The organism is Variovorax sp. LARHSF232, from assembly GCF_052871435.1.
Window position 1 is genome coordinate 123,395 of the sequence record NZ_JBIXJS010000005.1, and the last position, 20,182, is coordinate 143,576.

At 66.9% G+C, this 20,182-nt stretch carries 17 protein-coding genes; 13 read left to right on the top strand and 4 right to left on the bottom strand.

What is annotated here, in order from left to right:
* Positions 1–222 precede the first annotated feature (222 nt).
* The 7 genes from ACIPRI_RS14840 to ACIPRI_RS14870 all read left to right on the top strand — a co-directional run bounded on the left by ACIPRI_RS14840 (position 223) and on the right by ACIPRI_RS14870 (position 9,348).
* Positions 223–2,007 (top strand): acetolactate synthase 3 catalytic subunit, encoded by a 1,785-nt coding sequence (locus ACIPRI_RS14840; RefSeq protein WP_446622224.1) that lies wholly within the window; start codon positions 223–225, stop codon positions 2,005–2,007.
* A 139-nt stretch (positions 2,008–2,146) separates the two neighbouring features.
* Positions 2,147–2,638 (top strand): acetolactate synthase small subunit, encoded by a 492-nt coding sequence (gene ilvN, locus ACIPRI_RS14845; protein WP_446622225.1) that lies wholly within the window; start codon positions 2,147–2,149, stop codon positions 2,636–2,638.
* A 41-nt stretch (positions 2,639–2,679) separates the two neighbouring features.
* On the top strand, positions 2,680–3,696 hold the full coding sequence (gene ilvC, locus ACIPRI_RS14850) for a ketol-acid reductoisomerase (protein ID WP_446622226.1): 1,017 nt from the start codon (positions 2,680–2,682) through the stop codon (positions 3,694–3,696).
* Between the two features lie 99 nt (positions 3,697–3,795).
* Positions 3,796–4,629: a CDP-diacylglycerol--serine O-phosphatidyltransferase gene (gene pssA, locus ACIPRI_RS14855; RefSeq protein WP_446622227.1), complete on the top strand. Its 834-nt coding sequence runs from the start codon at positions 3,796–3,798 to the stop codon at positions 4,627–4,629.
* 180 nt (positions 4,630–4,809) lie between these two features.
* Positions 4,810–6,513, top strand: a complete 1,704-nt coding sequence (gene leuA, locus ACIPRI_RS14860; RefSeq protein WP_446622451.1) for a 2-isopropylmalate synthase — start codon at positions 4,810–4,812, stop codon at positions 6,511–6,513.
* A 37-nt stretch (positions 6,514–6,550) separates the two neighbouring features.
* Entirely contained in the window at positions 6,551–8,089 is a 1,539-nt protein-coding gene (locus ACIPRI_RS14865) for a 2-isopropylmalate synthase (RefSeq protein WP_446622228.1), read from the top strand.
* Between the two features lie 119 nt (positions 8,090–8,208).
* On the top strand, positions 8,209–9,348 hold the full coding sequence (locus ACIPRI_RS14870) for a serine hydrolase (RefSeq protein ID WP_446622229.1): 1,140 nt from the start codon (positions 8,209–8,211) through the stop codon (positions 9,346–9,348).
* Here ACIPRI_RS14870 and ACIPRI_RS14875 read toward each other — a convergent pair whose 3' ends face one another.
* From ACIPRI_RS14875 to ACIPRI_RS14890, 4 genes are read right to left on the bottom strand one after another with little or no spacing between them, the layout of a single operon-like run.
* Positions 9,349–10,170, bottom strand: a complete 822-nt coding sequence (locus tag ACIPRI_RS14875; RefSeq protein ID WP_446622230.1) for an IclR family transcriptional regulator — start codon at positions 10,168–10,170, stop codon at positions 9,349–9,351.
* 30 nt (positions 10,171–10,200) lie between these two features.
* Complete coding sequence (locus ACIPRI_RS14880) at positions 10,201–10,950, bottom strand: arginyltransferase (RefSeq protein WP_446622231.1); 750 nt, start codon at positions 10,948–10,950, stop codon at positions 10,201–10,203.
* Between the two features lie 5 nt (positions 10,951–10,955).
* A complete protein-coding gene (gene aat / locus ACIPRI_RS14885; protein ID WP_446622232.1) occupies positions 10,956–11,720 on the bottom strand; it encodes a leucyl/phenylalanyl-tRNA--protein transferase in 765 nt (254 codons plus the stop codon).
* Between the two features lie 14 nt (positions 11,721–11,734).
* The gene (locus ACIPRI_RS14890; protein WP_446622233.1) at positions 11,735–13,252 is read right to left on the bottom strand and encodes a helicase HerA-like C-terminal domain-containing protein; all 1,518 of its coding nucleotides are present in this window, start codon (positions 13,250–13,252) and stop codon (positions 11,735–11,737) included.
* Between the two features lie 113 nt (positions 13,253–13,365).
* Between ACIPRI_RS14890 and ACIPRI_RS14895 the strand changes: the two genes are divergently transcribed.
* The 6 genes from ACIPRI_RS14895 (at position 13,366) to ACIPRI_RS14920 (ending at position 20,130) form a co-directional block, all read left to right on the top strand.
* On the top strand, positions 13,366–13,677 hold the full coding sequence (locus ACIPRI_RS14895) for a phosphopantetheine-binding protein (protein WP_446622234.1): 312 nt from the start codon (positions 13,366–13,368) through the stop codon (positions 13,675–13,677).
* 17 nt (positions 13,678–13,694) lie between these two features.
* Positions 13,695–14,336 (top strand): hypothetical protein, encoded by a 642-nt coding sequence (locus ACIPRI_RS14900; RefSeq protein WP_446622235.1) that lies wholly within the window; start codon positions 13,695–13,697, stop codon positions 14,334–14,336.
* Positions 14,333–16,063: an AMP-binding protein gene (locus ACIPRI_RS14905; protein ID WP_446622236.1), complete on the top strand. Its 1,731-nt coding sequence runs from the start codon at positions 14,333–14,335 to the stop codon at positions 16,061–16,063. The genes ACIPRI_RS14900 and ACIPRI_RS14905 overlap by 4 nt, the downstream gene beginning before the upstream one ends.
* The gene (locus ACIPRI_RS14910; protein ID WP_446622237.1) at positions 16,060–17,061 is read left to right on the top strand and encodes an LpxL/LpxP family acyltransferase; all 1,002 of its coding nucleotides are present in this window, start codon (positions 16,060–16,062) and stop codon (positions 17,059–17,061) included. The genes ACIPRI_RS14905 and ACIPRI_RS14910 overlap by 4 nt, the downstream gene beginning before the upstream one ends.
* A 112-nt stretch (positions 17,062–17,173) precedes the next feature.
* Positions 17,174–17,713, top strand: a complete 540-nt coding sequence (locus ACIPRI_RS14915; RefSeq protein ID WP_446622238.1) for a LolA-related protein — start codon at positions 17,174–17,176, stop codon at positions 17,711–17,713.
* Between the two features lie 14 nt (positions 17,714–17,727).
* Positions 17,728–20,130: an MMPL family transporter gene (locus ACIPRI_RS14920; RefSeq protein WP_446622239.1), complete on the top strand. Its 2,403-nt coding sequence runs from the start codon at positions 17,728–17,730 to the stop codon at positions 20,128–20,130.
* The last annotated feature ends 52 nt before the right edge of the window (positions 20,131–20,182 follow it).

The following is a 20,182-nucleotide window of genomic DNA, read 5'->3' on the forward strand; positions in this document are numbered from 1 at the left end:
CGGCGGATTATGCCCCGAGGGCCGTTCGTGGACGCCTTTGCTGCGGCCGGCGGCGCGGACGGTGTCATAATCCGCCCTGCAAGTCAAAAGGCAAACGGATCACAGTCCGGCGAAAAATCTGGTTCGCCCATGGCTCTGGTCTTAAGTCTCGACGCGGCTCCACAAGAGCTGGCGAAGGGGCACCCAAGGTTTTTCGTTCCCGAAAAAACGCAAAGGTTCATCATGGAAATCTCCAAGGCGGAACTCGCTTCCGCAGCAGCCGCATCCTCCGGAATGGGCAGTCAAAGCGAAGAACTCATGGGCGCCGAAGTGCTGATCAAGGCACTTCAGGCCGAAGGCGTCAAGTACGTCTGGGGCTACCCCGGCGGCGCCGTGCTCTACATCTACGACGCGTTCTACAAGCAGGACACCATTCAGCACGTGCTGGTGCGCCACGAGCAGGCGGCCGTGCACGCAGCGGACGGCTATGCCCGCGCCACCGGCGACGTCGGCGTGGCGCTGGTCACTTCCGGCCCCGGCCTCACCAATGCAGTGACCGGCATCGCCACGGCGTACATGGATTCGATCCCGATGGTGATCATCTCGGGCCAGGTGCCGACCCCGGCCATCGGCCTGGACGCCTTCCAGGAGTGCGACACCGTCGGCATCACACGCCCGATCGTCAAGCACAACTTTCTTGTCAAGGACCCCAAGGACCTGGCCCTGACGATGAAAAAGGCCTTCCACATCGCGCGCACCGGGCGCCCCGGTCCGGTGGTGGTGGACGTGCCCAAGGACGTGTCCTTCAAGAAGGTGGCCTACCACGGCTATCCGGACAAGGTCGAGATGCGCTCGTACAACCCGGTGCGCAAGGGCCACGGCGGGCAGATCCGCAAGGCCCTGCAACTGCTGTTGACGGCCAAGCGTCCCTACATCTATAGCGGCGGCGGCGTGCTGCTGGGCAATGCCACGCAGGAGCTGCGCACGCTGGTGGACATGCTGGGCTACCCGGTGACCAACACGCTGATGGGCCTGGGCGCCTATCCGGCGAGCGACCGCAAATTTCTGGGCATGCTGGGCATGCACGGCACGCTGGAAGCCAACAACGCCATGCAGAACTGCGACGTGCTGCTGGCCGTGGGCGCGCGCTTCGATGACCGCGTCATCGGCAACCCCAAGCACTTCGCGCAGAACGAACGCAAGATCATCCACGTCGACATCGATCCGTCGAGCATTTCCAAGCGCGTGAAGGTCGACATCCCGATCGTGGGCGACGTGAAGGACGTGCTGACCGAGCTCATCGCCATGATCCGCGAGAGCGACATGCGTCCCGACGGCGAGGCTTTGTCCGGCTGGTGGAAGGCGATCGAAGGCTGGCGCAGCCGCGACTGCCTGAAGTACGACCGTGGCAACACCGACGTCATCAAGCCGCAGCACGTGGTCGAGACGCTGTGGAACATGACCAAGGATGCCGACACCTACATCACGTCGGACGTGGGCCAGCACCAGATGTGGGCGGCGCAGTACTACCGTTTCGACGAGCCGCGCCGCTGGATCAATTCGGGCGGCCTGGGCACCATGGGCGTGGGCATTCCCTATGCCATGGGCATCAAGCTCGCAAAGCCAGATTCGGAAGTGTTCTGCATCACCGGCGAAGGCTCGGTGCAGATGTGCATCCAGGAACTCTCCACCTGCCTGCAATACAACACGCCGATCAAGATCGTCTCGCTGAACAACCGCTACCTGGGCATGGTGCGCCAGTGGCAGGAGATCGAGTACTCCGGCCGCTACAGCCACAGCTACATGGACGCGCTGCCCAACTTCGTGAAGCTGGCCGAAGCCTACGGCCATGTCGGCATGCTGATCGAGCGTCCTCAGGACGTGGAGCCGGCGCTGCGCGAGGCGCGCAAGCTCAAGGACCGCACGGTGTTCATGGACTTCCGCACCGACCCCACCGAGAACGTGTTCCCGATGGTGCAGGCCGGCAAGGGCATCACGGAAATGCTGATGGGGTCCGAGGACCTGTAACGGACGATAAGCCGCCTCGCTGGCGCGAGGACGGTTCCTTCTTTTTTCTTCAACGCACCGGTTGACGAATCTATTGCTTGTCGAGCCCGCGCATTACCGTGCGCGGGGGAGGGCGGCGAAAAGAGGAGTCACGAGAAACATGAAACACATCATCGCTGTCCTGCTGGAAAACGAGCCTGGCGCTCTTTCCCGCGTGGTGGGCCTGTTTTCGGCCCGCGGCTACAACATCGAATCGCTCACCGTCGCCCCAACGGAAGACCCGAGCCTGTCGCGCATGACGATCCAGACCACCGGGTCGGACGACGTCATCGAGCAGATCACCAAGCACCTGAATCGTTTGATCGAAGTGGTCAAGGTGGTCGATCTCACCGAAGGCGCCTACACCGAGCGCGAGCTCATGATGGTGAAGGTGCGTGCGGTGGGCAAGGAGCGCGAAGAGATGAAGCGCATGGCGGACATCTTCCGCGGCCGCATCATCGACGTGACCGACAAGAGCTACACCATCGAACTCACTGGCGACATGGGCAAGAACGACGCGTTCCTGGACGCGATCGAGCGCGCCGCCATTCTCGAAACCGTGCGCACCGGGCCGAGCGGCATCGGCCGCGGCGAGCGCATCCTGCGCGTCTAAAGGGCATTCGTGCCATTCACTGCAATTACGAAGGAGCAATCATGAAGGTTTACTACGACAAGGACGCGGATCTGAGCCTGATCAAGGGCAAGACGGTCGCGATCATCGGCTACGGCTCGCAGGGCCACGCGCACGCGCAGAACTTGAACGACAGTGGCGTGAAGGTCGTCGTCGGCCTTCGCAAGGGCGGCGCTTCCTGGCCCAAGGTCGAGAAGGCTGGCCTGAAGGTCGCCGAGGTGGCGGACGCCGTGAAGTCGGCCGACGTCGTCATGATCCTCTTGCCCGACGAGCAGATCGCCAGCGTCTACAAGAACGACGTGGCGCCCAACATCAAGGAAGGCGCATCGCTGGTCTTCGCGCACGGCTTCAACGTGCACTACGGCTTCGTGCAGCCGCGCGCCGACCTCGATGTCTGGATGGTCGCGCCCAAGGCCCCCGGCCACACCGTGCGCAACACCTACACCCAGGGCGGCGGCGTGCCCCACCTGGTGGCGGTGTACCAGGACAAGAGCGGCAAGGCGCGTGACCTGGCCCTGTCCTATGCCGTGGCCAACGGCGGCGGCAAGGCCGGCATCATCGAGACCAACTTCCGCGAAGAAACCGAGACCGACCTGTTCGGCGAGCAGGCCGTGCTGTGCGGCGGCACCGTCGAGCTGATCAAGGCCGGCTTCGAGACGCTGGTGGAAGCCGGCTACGCGCCCGAGATGGCCTACTTCGAGTGCCTGCACGAGCTCAAGCTGATCGTCGACCTGATCTATGAAGGCGGCATCGCCAACATGAACTACTCGATCTCGAACAACGCCGAATACGGCGAGTACGTCACCGGCCCTCGCATCGTGACCGACGAGACCAAGAAGGTCATGAAGCAGGTGCTCAAGGACATCCAGACCGGCGAATACGCCAAGAGCTTCGTGCTCGAAGCCGCTGCCGGTCAGCCCGCGCTGATCAGCCGCCGCCGCCTGAATGCCGAGCACCAGATCGAGGTGGTGGGCGAGAAGCTGCGCGCCATGATGCCCTGGATCAAGAAGAACAAGCTGGTCGACCAGACCCGCAACTGATCGCGCCTGGCGCCGTCCCGCGGGCGGTGCGGCGACACAGGGGCCACCGCCTGCGGTGGCCCTTTTTTCGTTCTGGTGCTGCACTACACTTGCCGCCTCATGCATGACGACACCCACGTGGACGACCCCTCGATGCCCGAGCCGCGCAAGCGGCGCAAGGGCATCTACATCCTGCCGAACCTGTTCACCCTGGCGGCGCTCTTCGGCGGCTTCTACGCGATCGTGATGGCAATGAACGGGCGCTTCGACCAGGCCGCGCTGGGCGTGTTCGCCGCCATGGTGCTCGACAGCCTGGACGGCCGCGTCGCGCGCATGACCAACACGCAGAGTGCCTTCGGCGAGCAGATGGATTCGCTGTCCGACATGGTGTCCTTCGGTGCCGCGCCGGCGCTGATCGCCTACGAGTGGTCGCTCAAGGGGCTGGGGCGCTGGGGCTGGATCGCTGCCTTCGTCTACTGCGCCTGCGCCGCGCTGCGGCTGGCACGCTTCAACGTCAACACCGCGGTGATCGACAAGCGCTGGTTCCAGGGCCTGCCGTCGCCGGCGGCGGCCGCGCTGGTGGCGGGTTTCATCTGGCTCATGACCGAGTGGGGCCGGCGCGGCAGCGACGTGCTCTACCTGAGCTGGCAGCAGATCACCTGGATCACCTTCGGCTTCACGCTGTACGCGGGCCTGACCATGGTGACCAACGCACCCTTCTACAGCTTCAAGGACATACAGATGAAGCGCAGCGTGCCCTTCGCAGCCATCGTGCTGATCGCGCTGGGCATTGCCGTCATCAACATCCATCCGCCCACGGTGCTGTTCAGCCTGTTCGTGGCCTACGGCCTGAGCGGCTATGTGGTCTACGCCTGGCGCAAGGCCAAGGGGCAGCAGACCAGCGTGATCAGCGTCTCGACCGACGAGCCGGACGAGCGCGGTTTGCATAACTGAACTTGTGCTAGAGTTGCGGCCACCATGCAAAAGATTTCGCTGGCCCTACTAATCATCCCCTTCGGGCGGAGTCGGTAGCGCGCGCGCAAATCTTTCGACCAACGGCCCGTTAGCACCAGCAACGGGCCGTTTGTTTTGGGGTTGCTGGTTTCACCACCCTCACCAGCCAAGAGAAACATGATGTTGAAGCAACCCAGCCGCAAGTACCGCGCCTTCGCTCCGGTCGGCCTCAAGGACCGCACCTGGCCCGATGCCGTCCTGACCCGTGCGCCGATCTGGCTGTCGACCGACCTGCGCGACGGCAACCAGGCGCTGGTGGAGCCGATGGATCTGGCGCGCAAGATGCGCATGTTCGAGATGCTGGTGAAGATCGGCTTCAAGGAGATCGAGGTCGGCTTTCCCTCGGCCTCCCAGGTCGAGTTCGATTTCGTGCGCAAGCTGATCGAAGAAGACCGCATTCCCGACGACGTCACGATCCAGGTGCTGACGCAGGCCCGCGACCACCTCATCGAACGCACGTTCGAAGCCTTGCAAGGCGCTCCGCGCGCCATCGTTCACCTGTACAACGCAGTAGCGCCGGTCATGCGCCGCGTGGTGCTGGGCATGGACGAGGATGGCATCGTCGAACTGGCCGCCAGTCACGCGCGCATGTTCCAGGAGATGGCCGCCAGGCAGCCAGCCACACAGTGGACCTTCCAGTATTCGCCTGAAATGTTCTCGGGCACCGACCTGGCTTTCTCCAAGCGGGTGGTCGACGCGGTCACCGACGTGTGGGCGCCGACGCCGAAGCGCAAGTGCATTGTCAACCTGCCTTCGACGGTGGAGCATTCCACGCCGAACATCTTCGCCGACATGATCGAGTGGATGCATCGCAACCTGGCGCGCCGCGACAGCATCATCCTGTCGGTGCATCCGCACAACGACCGCGGCACCGGCACGGCAGCCGGCGAGTTCGCCCTGATGGCCGGGGCCGATCGCATCGAAGGGTGCCTCTTTGGCAACGGCGAGCGCACCGGCAACCTTGACCTGGTCAACGTCGCGCTCAACCTCTACACGCAAGGCGTCTCGCCCGAACTCGACTTCTCCAGCATCGACGAGATCCGCGCCACGGTCGAGCACTGCAACCAGTTGCCGGTGCATCCGCGCCACCCCTATGCGGGCGACCTGGTCTACACGTCCTTCTCGGGCTCGCACCAGGACGCCATCAAGAAGGCTTTCTCTGCCCGCAAGGACGACGACATCTGGGACATGCCCTACCTGCCGATCGATCCGAAGGACGTGGGCCGCAGCTACGAGGCGGTGATCCGCGTCAACAGCCAGTCGGGCAAGGGCGGCATCGCCTACCTGCTCGAGAGCGAGTACGGCCTCGAGTTGCCGCGCCGGCTGCAGATCGAATTCAGCCAGGTGGTGCAGCGCGAAATGGACGTGGCCGGCAAGGAAATGACGGCAGCCGACCTGTGGGATATCTTCCAGCGCGAGTACGGCCTGGCGACGGCGCACGCACTCAAGCATCGCGTGCTGGAAGAGCAGGGCGAAGGCGAGAGCGCTTCGGTGGTCCTGCGCGGCGACCTGGACTGGGGTGGTGAAATTCGCGCCATCGAAGGCCGCGGCAACGGACCGGTCGATGCCTTCATCCGTGCGCTGTCGCAAGCCACCGGCCACGCCATCCGCGTGATCGACTATCACCAGCATGCGATCGGCACCGGCGCCGATGCGCGCGCCGTGGCCTACATGGAGCTGCGCGTGGATGAATCGCGCACCCTGTTCGGGGTGGCTGTCGATGCCGACATCATTTCCGCCTCGTTGAAGGCGATCGTTTCGGGCCTCACGCGCGGCCGGTCCGAGCCTGCGCACGGCGCACAATCCGCCCTCGAATCTGCCTGATCGAGTGCGAGCGGGCGGCCCCACAAAGGAGAACACGATGACCGACAAGCTGATCATTTTCGACACCACCTTGCGCGACGGCGAGCAGTCGCCCGGTGCTTCCATGACGCGCGACGAAAAGCTGCGCATCGCCCGCCAGTTGGAGCGGCTGAAGGTCGACGTGATCGAGGCGGGCTTTCCCGCCAGCTCGAATGGCGACTTCGAAGCCGTGCAGGCGATCGCCAACGCCATCAAGGACGCCACCGTGTGCGGCCTCTCGCGCGCCAACGACCGCGACATCTCGCGCGCCGCCGAGGCCCTGAAAGGCGCGGCGCGCGGGCGCATCCACACCTTCATTGCGACCTCGCCGCTGCACATGGAAAAGAAGCTGCGCATGACGCCCGAGGAGGTGCTGGAGCAGGCCAAGCTGTCGGTACGCTTTGCCCGCAACCTGATGGGCGACATCGAGTTCAGCCCGGAAGACGGCTATCGCAGCGACGTCGATTTCCTGTGCCGCGTGCTGGAGGCGGTGATCCAGGAGGGCGCCACCACCATCAACGTCCCCGACACCGTCGGCTACGCCATTCCCGAGCTCTACGGCAACTTCATCAAGACGCTGCGCGAGCGCATTCCCAACAGCGACAAGGCCATCTGGTCGGTGCATTGCCACAACGACCTGGGCATGGCGGTGGCCAATTCCCTGGCCGGCGTGAAGATCGGCGGTGCGCGCCAGGTGGAGTGCACCATCAACGGCCTGGGCGAGCGCGCGGGCAACTGCTCGCTGGAAGAAATCGTGATGGCGGTGAAGACCCGGCGCGACTACTTCGGGCTGGACCTGAACATCGACACCTCGCACATCCTGGCCGCCAGCCGCATGGTGAGCCAGACCACCGGCTTCGTGGTGCAGCCCAACAAGGCGGTGGTGGGGGCCAACGCCTTCGCCCATGCCTCGGGCATCCATCAGGATGGCGTGCTCAAGGCGCGCGACACCTACGAGATCATGCGTGCCGAGGACGTGGGCTGGAGCAACAACAAGATCGTGCTGGGCAAGCTGAGCGGCCGCAACGCCTTCAAGCAGCGTCTGCAGGAACTGGGCGTGGTGATGGAAAGCGAAGCCGACATCAACACCGCCTTCGCCCACTTCAAGGAGCTGGCCGACCGCAAGAGCGAAATTTTCGACGAGGACATCCTTGCGCTTGTCAGCGACGAGGACGGTTCGCACGTTGGTGATCGGTTTGCATTCGTGTCCTTGTCCCAGCGCAGCGAAACCGGTGAGCGCCCCCATGCGCGCATCGTGTTCACGGTGGAAGGCAAGGAGGTCACCGGCGAGTCCGATGGCAACGGTCCAGTCGATGCGTCCTTGAAGGCGATCGAGTCGCACGTGAAGAGCGGCGCGGAGATGGTGCTCTATTCGGTCAATGCCATCAGCGGCTCGACCGAAAGCCAGGGTGAAGTCACCGTCCGGCTGCAGAACGCGGGCCGGGTTGTCAATGGCGTCGGGGCCGATCCCGACATCGTGGTGGCTTCGGCCAAGGCCTACCTAAGTGCGCTCAACAAGCTGCAAAGCCAGGCGGAGCGGGTGGCCGCACAAGGTTAAGTTACCAAATGTAGTCCTTGGTATTCGATCGAAGAAGGGGTTGCAAGTGACTGATATTGCGTGTTTTTTTATAGATAGTTAAACTGCGGTCCTTGTTTTTCGCCGCTGGAGAGTCATCAATGCCCGAAGCCAGTCCCGGCCGAGTTTCAAGCCAGCGGATCCTGCGTACCCTTGCCGTCGCCTTTTGTGCGGCGGCTTTTTTGTTGTCTGCTGCCCAGGCCGCAACGTCCAAGAAGGACGTGCCGGCCAAGAAGCAGGCGTCTTCTGCCAAGTCCAAGACCGTCGTCAAGAGCGCCAAGGCGCCCGCCGTCGTGAAGAGCGCGCGCGGCGGCCGCAACGTTGTGGCGACCTATAGCAAGCGCGGCGGCAAGTCGGTGGTTGCGGTGCAGCGCCGTTCCGTGGTGCGGCTGGCCGAGCCAGCGCGCCCGTCCTATGGCCAGATGGCGGGCCTGCGCGGCACCGACGACGTGCTCGACCTGAAGTCCAGCGTCGCCCTGGTGGTCGATCAGGACACGCGCGAGGTGCTGTTCAGCAAGAACGACCAGGCGGTGCTGCCCATCGCCTCGATCACCAAGCTCATGACAGGCGTGCTCATCAGCGAGGCGCATCTGCCCACCGAAGAGGTGATCACCATCACCCAGGATGACGTCGACACCGAGAAGCACAGCAGCTCGCGCCTGCGCGTCGGCAGTTCGCTCACCCGCGGCGAACTGCTGCACTTGGCGCTGATGTCCAGCGAGAACCGCGCCGCCCATGCGCTGGGCCGCACCTATCCGGGCGGCATCGACACCTTCGTTGCCATGATGAACGCCAAGGCGCGTTCGATCGGCATGCACGACACTCGTTATGTCGAGCCCACCGGCCTGTCCAGCGGCAACCAGTCGAGCGCGCGCGACCTGGCCCTGCTGGTGAACCATGCCTATGGCGATCCCGTGCTGCGTCAGCTCACCACCTCGCCCGAGCGCGTGGTCGAGGTCGGCAGCCGCACCTTGCAATTCAACACCACCAACCGCCTGGTGAAGAACCCGGACTGGGACATCGGCCTGCAAAAGACCGGCTACATCTCGGAAGCGGGCCAGTGCCTGGTGATGCAGGCGCGGATCGCCGGCCGCAAGGTCATCATGGTGTTCCTGGATTCGGCCGGCAAGCTCAGCCGCCTGGGAGACGCCGAGCGGGTGCGCCGCTGGGTGGAAGCCACCCACATGATGGCGCCGGCCGCCAGCCACACCCCGGTGGCCAGCGCGCACATCAACGGCTGATCAGGCTGCCGGGCTGGCGGCAGGCGCTGCCGCCGGCATTCCCGCGCTGGACTTGAAGCCCAGCGCTCCCGAAATCTCGTTGGCCGTGGCTTGCAGCTTGGGCAGCCAGCCGTCGTCCAGGCGGTCGGCTGGCGCAGAGATCGACAGGCCGGCCACCAGCTTGCCCTGGTCGTCGTAGATGCCGGCGGCCATGCAACGCACCCCCAGCTCCAGCTCTTCGTTGTCGCGTGCGATGCCGTACTGGCGCGCCTTCGACAGCTCGCGCTCGAGCAGCGGCAACTGCGTGATGCTGTTGCGCGTATGGCCGGCCAAGCCGGTGCGGGTGGCGTAGCTGCGCACCCGCTGGGGATCATCCAACGCCAGGAACAGCTTGCCGGTGGAGGTGAGGTGCAGCGGCGCGCGGCCGCCGATGGCGCGCACCACCTGCATGCCCGATCGCTCGCTGTAGGCGCGCTCGATGTAGACGATCTCGTCGCCCTGCCGCATGCTCAGGTTGACCGGCTGCTGCGTCAGCTTGTGCAGTTCGCGCATGGGCGCCAGGGCGGCGTCGCGCACGTTCAGGCGCCCCTTCACCAGGTTGCCCAGTTCCAGGAGGCGCATGCCCAGGCGATAGCTGCCGGCCTCGGGCCGGTCGACGAAGCGGCCGACCGCCAGGTCATTCAGGATGCGGTGCGCGGTAGAGGGGTGCAAGCCGGTCTTTTCGCTGATTTCCTTCAGCGAGATGGCTTCTTCGCGCGATGCCAGCACGTCGATCAGCGAGAACATGCGCTCGATGACCTGGATGACTGGCGTGGCGGGGACGTCGGATTGTGTTTTTTTCATGGCTCAGCAGGCTGAATTCTGCTGGCCATTTTACTTGGTGAAATCGGGATGCGCTTGCCAGCGCCCGCCGATCAGCACTTCGTTGGGGCGAAAGCGCGCCTTGTAATTCATCTTGGGGCTGCCTGCGATCCAGTAGCCCAGGTACACGTGCGGCAGTCCTAGTTGTCGGGCCTGCTCGATCTGCCACAGCACGCTGTAGTTGCCGTAGCCGGCGCCCGAATCGGGTTCGTAGAAGGTGTAGACGGCCGACAGGCCGTCGTTCAGCACGTCCAGGATCGACACCATCTTCAGCGCGCCCGGGCTGCCGTCCGGCAGGCTTTCGCGAAACTCCACCAGCCGAGAGTTGACGCGGCTTTGCAGCAGGAACTGCGTGTACTGGTCGATGCTGTCGTGGTCCATGCCACCGCCGGCATGGCGGCCGTTCTGGTAGCGCAAATAGAGCTGATAGTGCTCCGGCACGAAGCACAACTTGAGCACCCGGGCCTGCAGATTGGCGTGCTTGGCGCGTGCGCGCCGCTGGCTGCGGCTGGGCTGGAATTCGTTCGCCTTCACCCGCAGCGGCACGCAGGCCTGGCAGCCATCGCAGTAGGGACGGTAGGTGAACATGCCGCTGCGCCGAAAGCCACTCAGCACCAGGTCGGAATAGGCGTCGCTGTGGATCAGGTGGCTGGGCGTTGCAACCTGCGATCGGGCCAGGCGGTCCGGCAGGTAGCTGCAAGGGTAGGGCGCCGTTGCATAGAACTGCAAGGTCTGGAGGGGGAGATCCTTGAGGTGCGTCACGTCGTTTATGAGGCTCGCGCTAAGGAAAGTTCGTTCCAGTATACGGGCGCAAATTCCCACTTGGGCGGTGGCATTTGGATGGCCCGCGCCACCCGCGAAAGAAAGGCATCGCGCGGCATTTCGGCCGCCCCCAGGCTGGCCAGATGGGCGGTGTTCTGCTGGCAGTCGATCTGCGGGGCGCCGTGGTGGCGGCAGAACGCCACCAGCGCGGCCAGCGCGATCTTGGAGGCGTCGGGGCGCAGCGCAAACATCGATTCGCCGAACACCGCGCGTCCGATGCCCACGCAGTACAGGCCGCCGGCCAGTTGGCCGTCGACCCAGGTCTCGACGCTGTGCGCATGGCCGGCATGGTGCAGCCGGGTGTAGGCCTCGATCATCTCGGGCAGGATCCAGGTGCCCGCCTGGCCCGCGCGCGGCACCCGCGAACAAGCATGGATCACCGTCTCGAAGTCATGATCGATGCGAATCTCGCAGCGCGCGTCCGAAGCAAATCGGCGCAGTGTCCTGGCCAGCGAGCGGTGCAGCCGAAACTTCGCCACCTGCAACACCATGCGCGGGTCGGGACTCCACCACAGGATGGGCTGGCCCTCGCTGAACCAGGGAAAGATGCCGCCGCGGTAGGCCGCCAGCAGGCTGGGCACGTCCAGCGCGCCGCCGGCGGCCAGCAGGCCGGGAACCGGGTCTTGCGGTCCCCAGGCCTGGGCCGCGTCGGGCAGCGCCTCGCCCGGGGCCAGCCAGGGCAGTTGCTGGGGACGCTGCTGGCGGGGCACCGGGGCGAGGCCTTTCAGCGCCCCTTCTTGGCGCCGAAGATGCCGCCCAGCACGCCGCGCAGGATCTCGCGGCCCGCCGTGGTGCCCATGGTGCGCACGGCCGACTTGGCCATGGTCTGCACCAGGCCGTCGCGCTTGCCGCCGCGCGGGCCGGTGGAGCCGAACAGCAGGTCGTTCAGGCCACCCATCAGGCCGCTGTCTTCCGACGCTGCCGCGCCGGGCTTGCCGCCGACGGCCACGGGGGCGTCTGGTGCGCTGTCGGCCCGGCTCTTGAGTTTTTCGTAGGCGGATTCGCGGTCCACCACCTTTTCGTACACGCCGGCGACCAGCGAGCCGGCGATCAGCTGCTGGCGCTGTGGCGGCGTGATCGGGCCGATCTGGCTGCCCGGCGGCAGCACGTAGACGCGCTCGGTCACGCTGGGCCGGCCCTTGGCGTCGAGGAAACTCACCAGCGCCTCGCCCACCGCCAGCTCGGTGATGGCGGTCTCGATGTCCAGCCCGGGCTTTTGCCGCATGGTGGTGGCGGTGGCCTTTACCGCTTTCTGGTCGCGTGGGGTAAAGGCGCGCAGCGCGTGCTGCACCCGGTTGCCGAGCTGGGCCAGCACCGTGTCGGGAATATCCAATGGGTTTTGTGTGACAAAGTACACACCAACGCCTTTGGAGCGCACCAGCCGCACGACCAGCTCGATGCGCTCGATGAGCGCCTTGGGTGCGTCGTTGAACAAGAGGTGCGCCTCGTCGAAAAAGAACACCAGCTTGGGCTTGTCCGGATCGCCGATTTCCGGCAGTTGCTCGAACAGCTCCGACAGCATCCACAGAAGGAAGGTGGCGTACAGGCGCGGCGAATTCATCAGCTTGTCGGCCGCCAGGATGTTGATCACACCCTTGCCCGACGTTGTCTGCATGAAGTCGTCGATGGACAGCATCGGCTCGCCGAAGAACTTGTCGCCGCCTTGCGACTCGATCTGCAGCAGTCCGCGCTGGATCGCGCCCACGCTGGCGGCGCTGATGTTGCCGTACTGCGTGGTGAAGTCCTTGGCGTTGTCGCCCACGTACTGCAGCATGGCGCGCAGGTCCTTCAGGTCCAGCAGCAGCATGCCGTTGTCGTCGGCAATCTTGAAGACCAGGTTGAGCACGCCGGACTGCGTTTCGTTCAGGTCCAGCATGCGGCCCAGCAGCAGCGGCCCCATGTCGGAGACGGTCGCACGCACCGGATGCCCCTGTTCGCCGAACACGTCCCACAGCGTGACCGGGCAGGCCTGCGAGGCTGGAATCTCGATGCCGCGCTCCTTCAGGGTGGCGGCCATCTTCTCGCCGATGCTGCCGGCCTGGCTCATGCCGGTGAGGTCGCCCTTGACGTCGGCCATGAAGACCGGCACGCCGATGCCCGAGAGCTGCTGCGCGATGGTTTGCAGGGTCACGGTCTTGCCGGTGCCCGTGGCGCCGGTGATCAGCCCGTGCCGGTTGGCCAGCCCGGGAAGCAGGGCGCATTCGATTTCGCCGTGCCGGGCAATCAGGAGTGGGTCAGCCATGGGAGCTCCGAAGAAATGGTGGGTTCAGACAAGGTCGCAGTCTATCCAAAGGCCCCTCCCTATAATTTGCAATCCGTCGCGCCGAGCGCGCTCAATATTGTTGGAGTTTCCCTTTGTCACTGACCGCAGAGTCTTCTACGTCCGCCTCCGGCAACGCTCCGCAGCAAACGCCGCTTGAGCGCGAGCTGGCCGTGCTGTTGGTGGAGGCGCTCAACCTCGAAGTGGCCGCCGCCGATATCGAGCCCGAGGCGCCCCTGTACGGCGAAGGCCTGGGTCTGGATTCGATCGACATCCTGGAGGTGGCGCTCGAGGTGTCGCGCCGCTACGGCTTCCAGTTGCGTTCGGACGACGAACGCAACCAGCAGATCTTCGCGTCGCTGCGCAGCCTGGCCGCGCACGTCGCACAGAACCGCAGCGCGCCCTGAGCGCGCCGCAACCCGCCATGTCGCAATGGCGCCTGGCCCTCTGTCTGGTGGCCGGCGTGGCCTACGCCGGCCTTTCGCACTGGATGATGCTCCATCATGCGGCTGCGCCGTGGGCGCTGGCCGCCCTGTTCGCGCCGCTGTGGCTGGCCGTGCTCGGCTTGGCAGCCAGCCGTTTTGGCCTCGTGGGCGGGGTGGGCGCGCTGGCGGTGGGCGCACTGGCCATTGCGCTGGTGGCGCGCGGCGAGGCCGGTGACCCGAACCGCCTGTACGTGCTGCAGCACGTGGGCATCAATGCCGTGCTGTGTGCCTGGTTCGCCAGCACCTTGCGGCCAGGCCGCCTGTCGCTGATCGGCGAATTCGCCCGGCGCATTCATCCGCTGTCCGACGACATGCGGCGCTACACCGCCAAGGTGACCGCCTTGTGGGCGGGCTACTTCGCGCTGATGGCGCTGGCTTCGGTTGTGGTCTACCTGAGCCTGCCCTTCGGTGCCTGGTCGCTGCTGGCCAACGTGCTGACGCCGGTGTGCGTCGTCGCGCTCTTCGTGGGCGAGCACTTCATGCGTTACCGGTTGCATCCGGAGTTCGAGCGCTCCCGCCTGATCGACGTGGTGCGGGTCGCCATGGGCCGGCATTCTTCCGACGAAGCCGTTCGCCGATGAGCGCCACGCACATCACGGCGGACCAGGCGGTCCTGCCGCTTCTCGCCCCCCGCGACCTGGATGCGCCCCTGGCCTGGCGCGGCGGCGTGCCCCTGAGCGCGCGCCGCTTCCTTGCCGATGTGCATCGCCTGGCCGCCGAGCTGCCGGCCGCGGGGCCGGCCATCAACCTGTGCGCCGACCGTTACGCCTTTGCCGTGGGACTGGCGGCGGCGCTGCTGCGCGGCCAGGCCAGCCTGCTGCCGCCTGATGCGCGGCCCGACACCCTGGCCCGCCTGCACGAGGCCGGCAGCGGCAGCTATGCGCTGACGGACGATCCGTCACTGGCCACCCCGGGCCTGGAGCGCCTGCTGGTCGACCTGTCGGCGCCGGCCGGTGAAGCCGTCGACCCGTGCCCGGTGCCGGCCGTCGAGGCATCACACCATGCGGTGAGCCTGCTCACCTCCGGCTCGACCGGCGTGCCGCAAGCGCATGCCAAGCGCTGGAGCACCCTGGTCGGTGACGTGGCAGCGGCAGTGCCGCGCCTGTCGGCGCTGCTGGGGCGGCCTTCGCTGGGCGGCTTGACCCTGGTGGCGACGGTGCCGGTGCAGCACAGCTACGGGCTGGAGTCCTCGGTGCTGCTGGCGATGCTGGGCGGCGCCGCCTTCGACAGCGCGCGTCCCTTCTTCCCGGCCGACATCGCGGGCGCGCTGGCCTCGGTGCCGCGGCCGCGTGCGCTGGTGACCACGCCTTTTCATCTGAAGACGCTGCTGCTGTCGGGGGTCGAGCTGCCCCAGGTCGACTTCATGCTCTCGGCCACCGCACCCTTGTCGCCGCAGCTGGCGGCGCAGGCCGAAGAGGCGCTGGGCGGCCCGATGATCGAGATCTACGGCAGCACGGAGACCGGCCAGGTTGCCACCCGCCGCACCACGCAAACCGATGTCTGGGAGACCTTCGGCCAGATCCGCGTGCACCGTGAGCCGCAACCGGATGACGGTGCCGGCGAGCGCTTCATTTTCGAAGGCGACTTCGTGCCCGAGCCCACGGCCATGGCCGACGTGCTGGAGCTGATCGACGCGCGCCACTTTCGCCTGCTGGGCCGGGCCAACGACCTGATCCACGTGGCCGGCCGGCGCAGCTCGCTGGGGCATCTGAACTACCACCTCAACAGCATTGCCGGCGTGCAGGATGGCGCCTTCTGGCTGCCCGACGAGGTGGCCGACGCCGTGGTGCGGCCGGTGGCCTTCGTGGTGGCGCCCGGCCTCACTTCCGAGGCCATCATCGCCGGCCTGCGCCAGCGGCTGGAGGCTGTGTTCGTGCCGCGGCGCATTGTCCACGTGCAGGCACTGCCGCGCGAGGCTACCGGCAAGCTGGTCGTGCGCACCTTGCGCGAATTCGCGCTGGCCCAGTTGGCGGCCGACGGCGACACCGTGCGGCTGACGCGCGAGGTGCCGCATGACCACCCCAGCTTTGCCGGCCACTTCCCCGGCCAGCCTTTGCTCCCGGGCGCCCTGATCCTGGCCGAAGTGCAGGAAGCCATGTCCCAGGTGCCGGCGCTGATGGCGCGGCTGGGCCGCCATCCGAGCCTGGCCGCGGCCAAGTTCCTGGCGCCGGTCGGGCCGGGCGCGCACCTGACGATCGAACTGGTGCCCGAGCCGGGCGCCGCCGCCGGCGTGCGCTTCGAGGTGCGCCAAGGCGAGGTGATGGCGGCCAGCGGACGCTGGGTGGCGTCCGGGGAGGCCGCGCAATGAGCCGGCCACCGTTGCATCTGCCCGCTGGCGTCGACGCATCGCCTGGCGCCACCAGTTGGGCCAACACGCCCGAGCGCAGCAACATGCTGGTGCTGCGCTTCTTCAGCTGGATGGCGCTGCGCTGCGGGCGACGCGTGGCGCGGCTGGTACTGCACCCCGTCGTCCTCTACTTTTTCCTGTTCTCGCCGGGGCCGCGCCGCCACATCAAGCGCTATCTCGAGCGCGCCATCGGCCAGGAGCGGATGAGCTGGCGCGATGGCTATCGGCTGATCCACTACTTTGCCTCCACCATCCTGGACCGCGTGTTCTTCCTGCGTGGACGCATGGCGCTGTTCGACCTGCAGGTCACCGGCGCTGCCGCGCTGGATGCGGAAGCCGCCAAGGGGCACGGCGCCTTTCTCGTCGGCGCGCACATGGGCAGCTTCGAGGCGGTGGGCGCCAGCCGTTACACCAGCGCCGACCCGGACCAACTGCGCTTGGCCATGCTCATGTATCCGGACAACGCGCAGCAGATCAACGCGGTGCTGGGCGCCATCAGCGAGCCGCGCTTTCGCCCCGAAGTGATCGCGCTGGGTCGCCCCGGCGCCATGCTTGCGCTGCGCGACTGGCTGGACGCGGGCGGCATGGCCGGCCTGCTGGCCGACCGCACCCTGCCGCGCCAGGCCCAGGACGAGGGCGGCGCCGGCACGCAGCGCGGCGACAGCCTGGAACTGTCCTTTCTGGGGCGCAAGGCGGTCTTCAATGACGGCCCGTTCCGGCTGGCGGCGCTGCTGCAGCGCAAGGTGTTCTTCATGGTCGGGCTGTACCTGGGCGGGGCGCGCTACGAAGTGCGTTTCGAGCCGCTGGCGGACTTCAGCCAAGGCCCGGCTGGCTGCGGGCGCGAGGCGCAGATCCGCGAAGCGCTCGAGGCCTACGCCCGGCGGCTGGAGGCGCTGTGCCGCGAGCATCCGCACAACTGGTTCAACTTCCATGATTTCTGGCTTGAAGACAAGAGGTGAGAGCCCCCAGGCCCCGGCGAGCCGGCGCCGGCCCCCGGGGGGCGCAAGAAAACTTGGGGCGGCCCGGCGTTTTCTTGAGCATGCCCTGCTGGTCCTGGCCTTGCTGTTTGCCATGCCAGCCTGGGCCTTCGACCTGCCCGAGCTGATGGCGCAGCTGGCGCGCCAGAAGAGTGGCGAGGCCAACTTTGTGGAGCAGCGCTTCGTGCGCGGCATGGACGGCCCGCTGGACTCGGCCGGCACCTTGAGCTTCACCGCGCCCGACAAGCTGGCGCGCCGCACCGTGTCGCCGCGACCCGAATCGATGGTGGTGGAGGGCAACAGCCTGACCCTGTCGCGCGCCGGCCGCACGCGCACCCTGGCGCTGGACAGCATGCCGGAGCTGCAGGGCATGGTGGACGCATTGCGCGGCACCCTGACCGGCGATGCACAACTGTTGCAGCGGCACTTTCGCAGCAAGCTGGGCGGCAGCGCTGCCAATTGGTCGCTGGAACTGCAGCCCAACGACGAGCGGCTGGCCGCCCAGGTCAAGAGCGTGCGCCTGACGGGGCGCCAGGGCGAGGTGCTGGGCGTGGAGATGGAGTTCGTCGGCGGCGACCGTTCCGTCATGACCATCACGCCGGCGCGCGGCGGCGCCAAGCTGCCTTCGCAATAGAGGCACGAGCGCGCATGGACAAGAGCGCCGCGGCCGCTGCCGCGCCCCCCCACCGCGTCGCCACCTTGCTGGTCTGGCTGGCGCTGCTGCTGGCCGGCGTGCTGGTGATTGCGCAGACCCGTTTTTCCGCCGACCTGTCGGCCTTTCTGCCGGGTGAGCCGGACGCGCGCCAGCAGTTGCTGATCGAGCAGTTGCAAAGCGGCGTCGCGTCGCGCAGCCTGCTGGTGGGCATCGAGGGAGGCGCCGACGCCAGGCAGCGGGCCGATCTCTCGCGCGCCCTGGCCAAGGACCTGCGTGCCAGCGGCCTGTTCGAGCAGGTGCAGAACGGAGAGAGCGCCGATTGGGCGACGGCCGGCGGCTGGCTGTTCGAGCACCGCTACCAGCTGGCGCCCGACGTGAACCCCGAGCGCTTCAGTCCGGCCGGTTTGCGCGACGCCATCCTCGACACCTTGTCGCTCCTGGGAACGCCGGCCGGCAACGCCTTCAAGCCGTTGCTGGAGCGCGACCCCACGGGCGAAATGGCGCGCATCGCCGAGGGCCTGATCCCGGCCAGTGCGCCGCGCACTGAGCAAGGCGTCTGGGCTTCGCGCGATGCGCCGCGCGCGATCGTGCTGGCCACCACCAAGGCGTCCGGCAGCGACCTCGATGCGCAGGAGCAGGCCATCGCGCGCGTGCACGCGGCGTTCGCGCAGGCGCTGCAGGGTGTGCGGGATTCAAAGGTCGACGCGCCGCACCTGCTGATCAGCGGGGCGCCGGTTTTCTCGGTGCAAAGCCGCGCGCAGATCAAAAGCGAGGCCCACCATCTGGCGGCCGTCGGCGGCGTCGTGGTGGGCTGCCTGCTGCTGCTGGCTTTCGCTTCGCCGCGCGCATTGCTGATCGCCCTGTTGCCGGTGGCAACCGGCGTGGTGGCCGGCACCGCCACCGTCGGCCTGGTGTTCGGCCATGTGCATGGCCTGACCATCGCCTTTGGCAGCACCCTGATCGGCGAGACCATCGACTACGCCATCTACTACCTGATCCAGGCGCGCCAGAGCGTGCCGGGCGCGCCGGTTGGCAGTGGCTGGCGGCATTGGCGTGACGTGCATTGGCCCACCGTTCGGCTGGGGCTCTTGACCTCGGTGTGCGGCTTTGCGGCGCTGGTGTTCTCCGGTTTTCCGGGCCTCGCGCAACTGGGCGTGTTCTCCCTGGCCGGCCTCGTTGCGGCGGCATTGGCCACCCGCTACGTGCTGCCGGTGTTCGCCCCCGACGGCGCCGCCGGCAAGGGGCTGCGCCGGCACATGGCGCAGATCGCCGGCTGGGTGGTGCACGCGCTGCCGCGTCTTCGCTGGCTGCTGCTGGCGCTGTGCGTGGCCGCGGCGGCCCTTTTGGCCTGGCAGCGCGGCCACCTGTGGCGCGCCGGGCTGGGTGCCATGAGCCCGGTTCCGGCCAGCGCGCAGGCGCTCGATGCACAACTGCGCGCCGACCTGGGCGCCAGCGATGCGCGCACCTTGGTGATCGTGCAGGGGGCGGACGAAGAGTCGACCCTGCAGGCCGTGGAAGCGGCCGGCCAGCGACTGCAGGACCTGGTCGACAGCGGCGGGCTGGCCGGCTTCGACGCCGTCACTCGGGTGCTGCCCAGCCTGGCGGCGCAGCGCTTGCGCCAGGCCAGCCTACCCGATGCGCAGGATCTGCGGGCCCGCCTGCCCGAGGCGCTGCGCGGACTGCCGCTGGCGCCGGCCCGGCTCGAACCCTTCATCGAGGAAGCTGGCAAGGCCAAGTCGCTGCCGCCGATCCGCCGAGCCGATCTGCAGGGCGGGCCGCTGGCGCCCATCGTCAATTCGATGCTGCTGCAGCGCGAGGGCGGCGGATGGAGCGCGGTGATCTCCCTGCACTCGGGAGCGAGCTTCGATGCGCAGCGCTTGCGCCAGGCGCTGGCCGACCTGCCTTCGGCGCAGGTGGTCGACGTCAAGGTGGAACTGGACAGCCTCTATGCCCGCTACCTGAACGAAGCCTTCGTGCAGGTGCTGCTGGGTGCGCTGGCCGTGGTGGTTCTGCTGGGCCTGTACCTGCGCTCCTGGCGTCGCCTGCTGGCGGTGTGCGAGCCCCTGGCCTTCGCGGTCTTGCTCACCCTGGGCGGGCTGGCGGCCTTCGACGTGCCGCTGGGCATCCTGCACCTGGTGGGGCTTTTGCTGGTGGTGGCGGTGGGCTCCAACTACGCGCTCTTTTTCGACCAGCTGCGCGAGACCGGCCGGGCCGATGAGGACACCCTGGCCTCGCTGCTGTTGGCCAACCTGACCACCGTCGTGTCCTTCGGGCTGATCGCGCTGTCGCAGATCCCTTCGCTTTCGGCCATCGGCCGCGTGGTGGCGCCGGGGGCACTGCTGGCCTTGCTGCTGTCGGCCGCATTCGTGCGTGCGCCAAAGGTGGCCCGCGGCTGAGGGAAAATCACGCCTGTCACGTTTCGACCTCACGCCACACGCCCTCACCCGC

Coding starts and splice junctions, on each gene's coding strand:
- ACIPRI_RS14900 (WP_446622235.1), top strand. CDS start 13,695: ATGTCGCAATGGCGCCTGGCCCTCTGTCTGGTGGCCGGCGTGGCCTAC.
- ACIPRI_RS14910 (WP_446622237.1), top strand. CDS start 16,060: ATGAGCCGGCCACCGTTGCATCTGCCCGCTGGCGTCGACGCATCGCCT.
- ACIPRI_RS14915 (WP_446622238.1), top strand. CDS start 17,174: ATGCCAGCCTGGGCCTTCGACCTGCCCGAGCTGATGGCGCAGCTGGCG.
- ACIPRI_RS14905 (WP_446622236.1), top strand. CDS start 14,333: ATGAGCGCCACGCACATCACGGCGGACCAGGCGGTCCTGCCGCTTCTC.
- ACIPRI_RS14920 (WP_446622239.1), top strand. CDS start 17,728: ATGGACAAGAGCGCCGCGGCCGCTGCCGCGCCCCCCCACCGCGTCGCC.
- ACIPRI_RS14840 (WP_446622224.1), top strand. CDS start 223: ATGGAAATCTCCAAGGCGGAACTCGCTTCCGCAGCAGCCGCATCCTCC.
- ilvN (WP_446622225.1), top strand. CDS start 2,147: ATGAAACACATCATCGCTGTCCTGCTGGAAAACGAGCCTGGCGCTCTT.
- ilvC (WP_446622226.1), top strand. CDS start 2,680: ATGAAGGTTTACTACGACAAGGACGCGGATCTGAGCCTGATCAAGGGC.
- ACIPRI_RS14865 (WP_446622228.1), top strand. CDS start 6,551: ATGACCGACAAGCTGATCATTTTCGACACCACCTTGCGCGACGGCGAG.
- ACIPRI_RS14875 (WP_446622230.1), bottom strand. CDS start 10,170: ATGAAAAAAACACAATCCGACGTCCCCGCCACGCCAGTCATCCAGGTC.
- pssA (WP_446622227.1), top strand. CDS start 3,796: ATGCATGACGACACCCACGTGGACGACCCCTCGATGCCCGAGCCGCGC.
- leuA (WP_446622451.1), top strand. CDS start 4,810: ATGTTGAAGCAACCCAGCCGCAAGTACCGCGCCTTCGCTCCGGTCGGC.
- ACIPRI_RS14890 (WP_446622233.1), bottom strand. CDS start 13,252: ATGGCTGACCCACTCCTGATTGCCCGGCACGGCGAAATCGAATGCGCC.
- ACIPRI_RS14870 (WP_446622229.1), top strand. CDS start 8,209: ATGCCCGAAGCCAGTCCCGGCCGAGTTTCAAGCCAGCGGATCCTGCGT.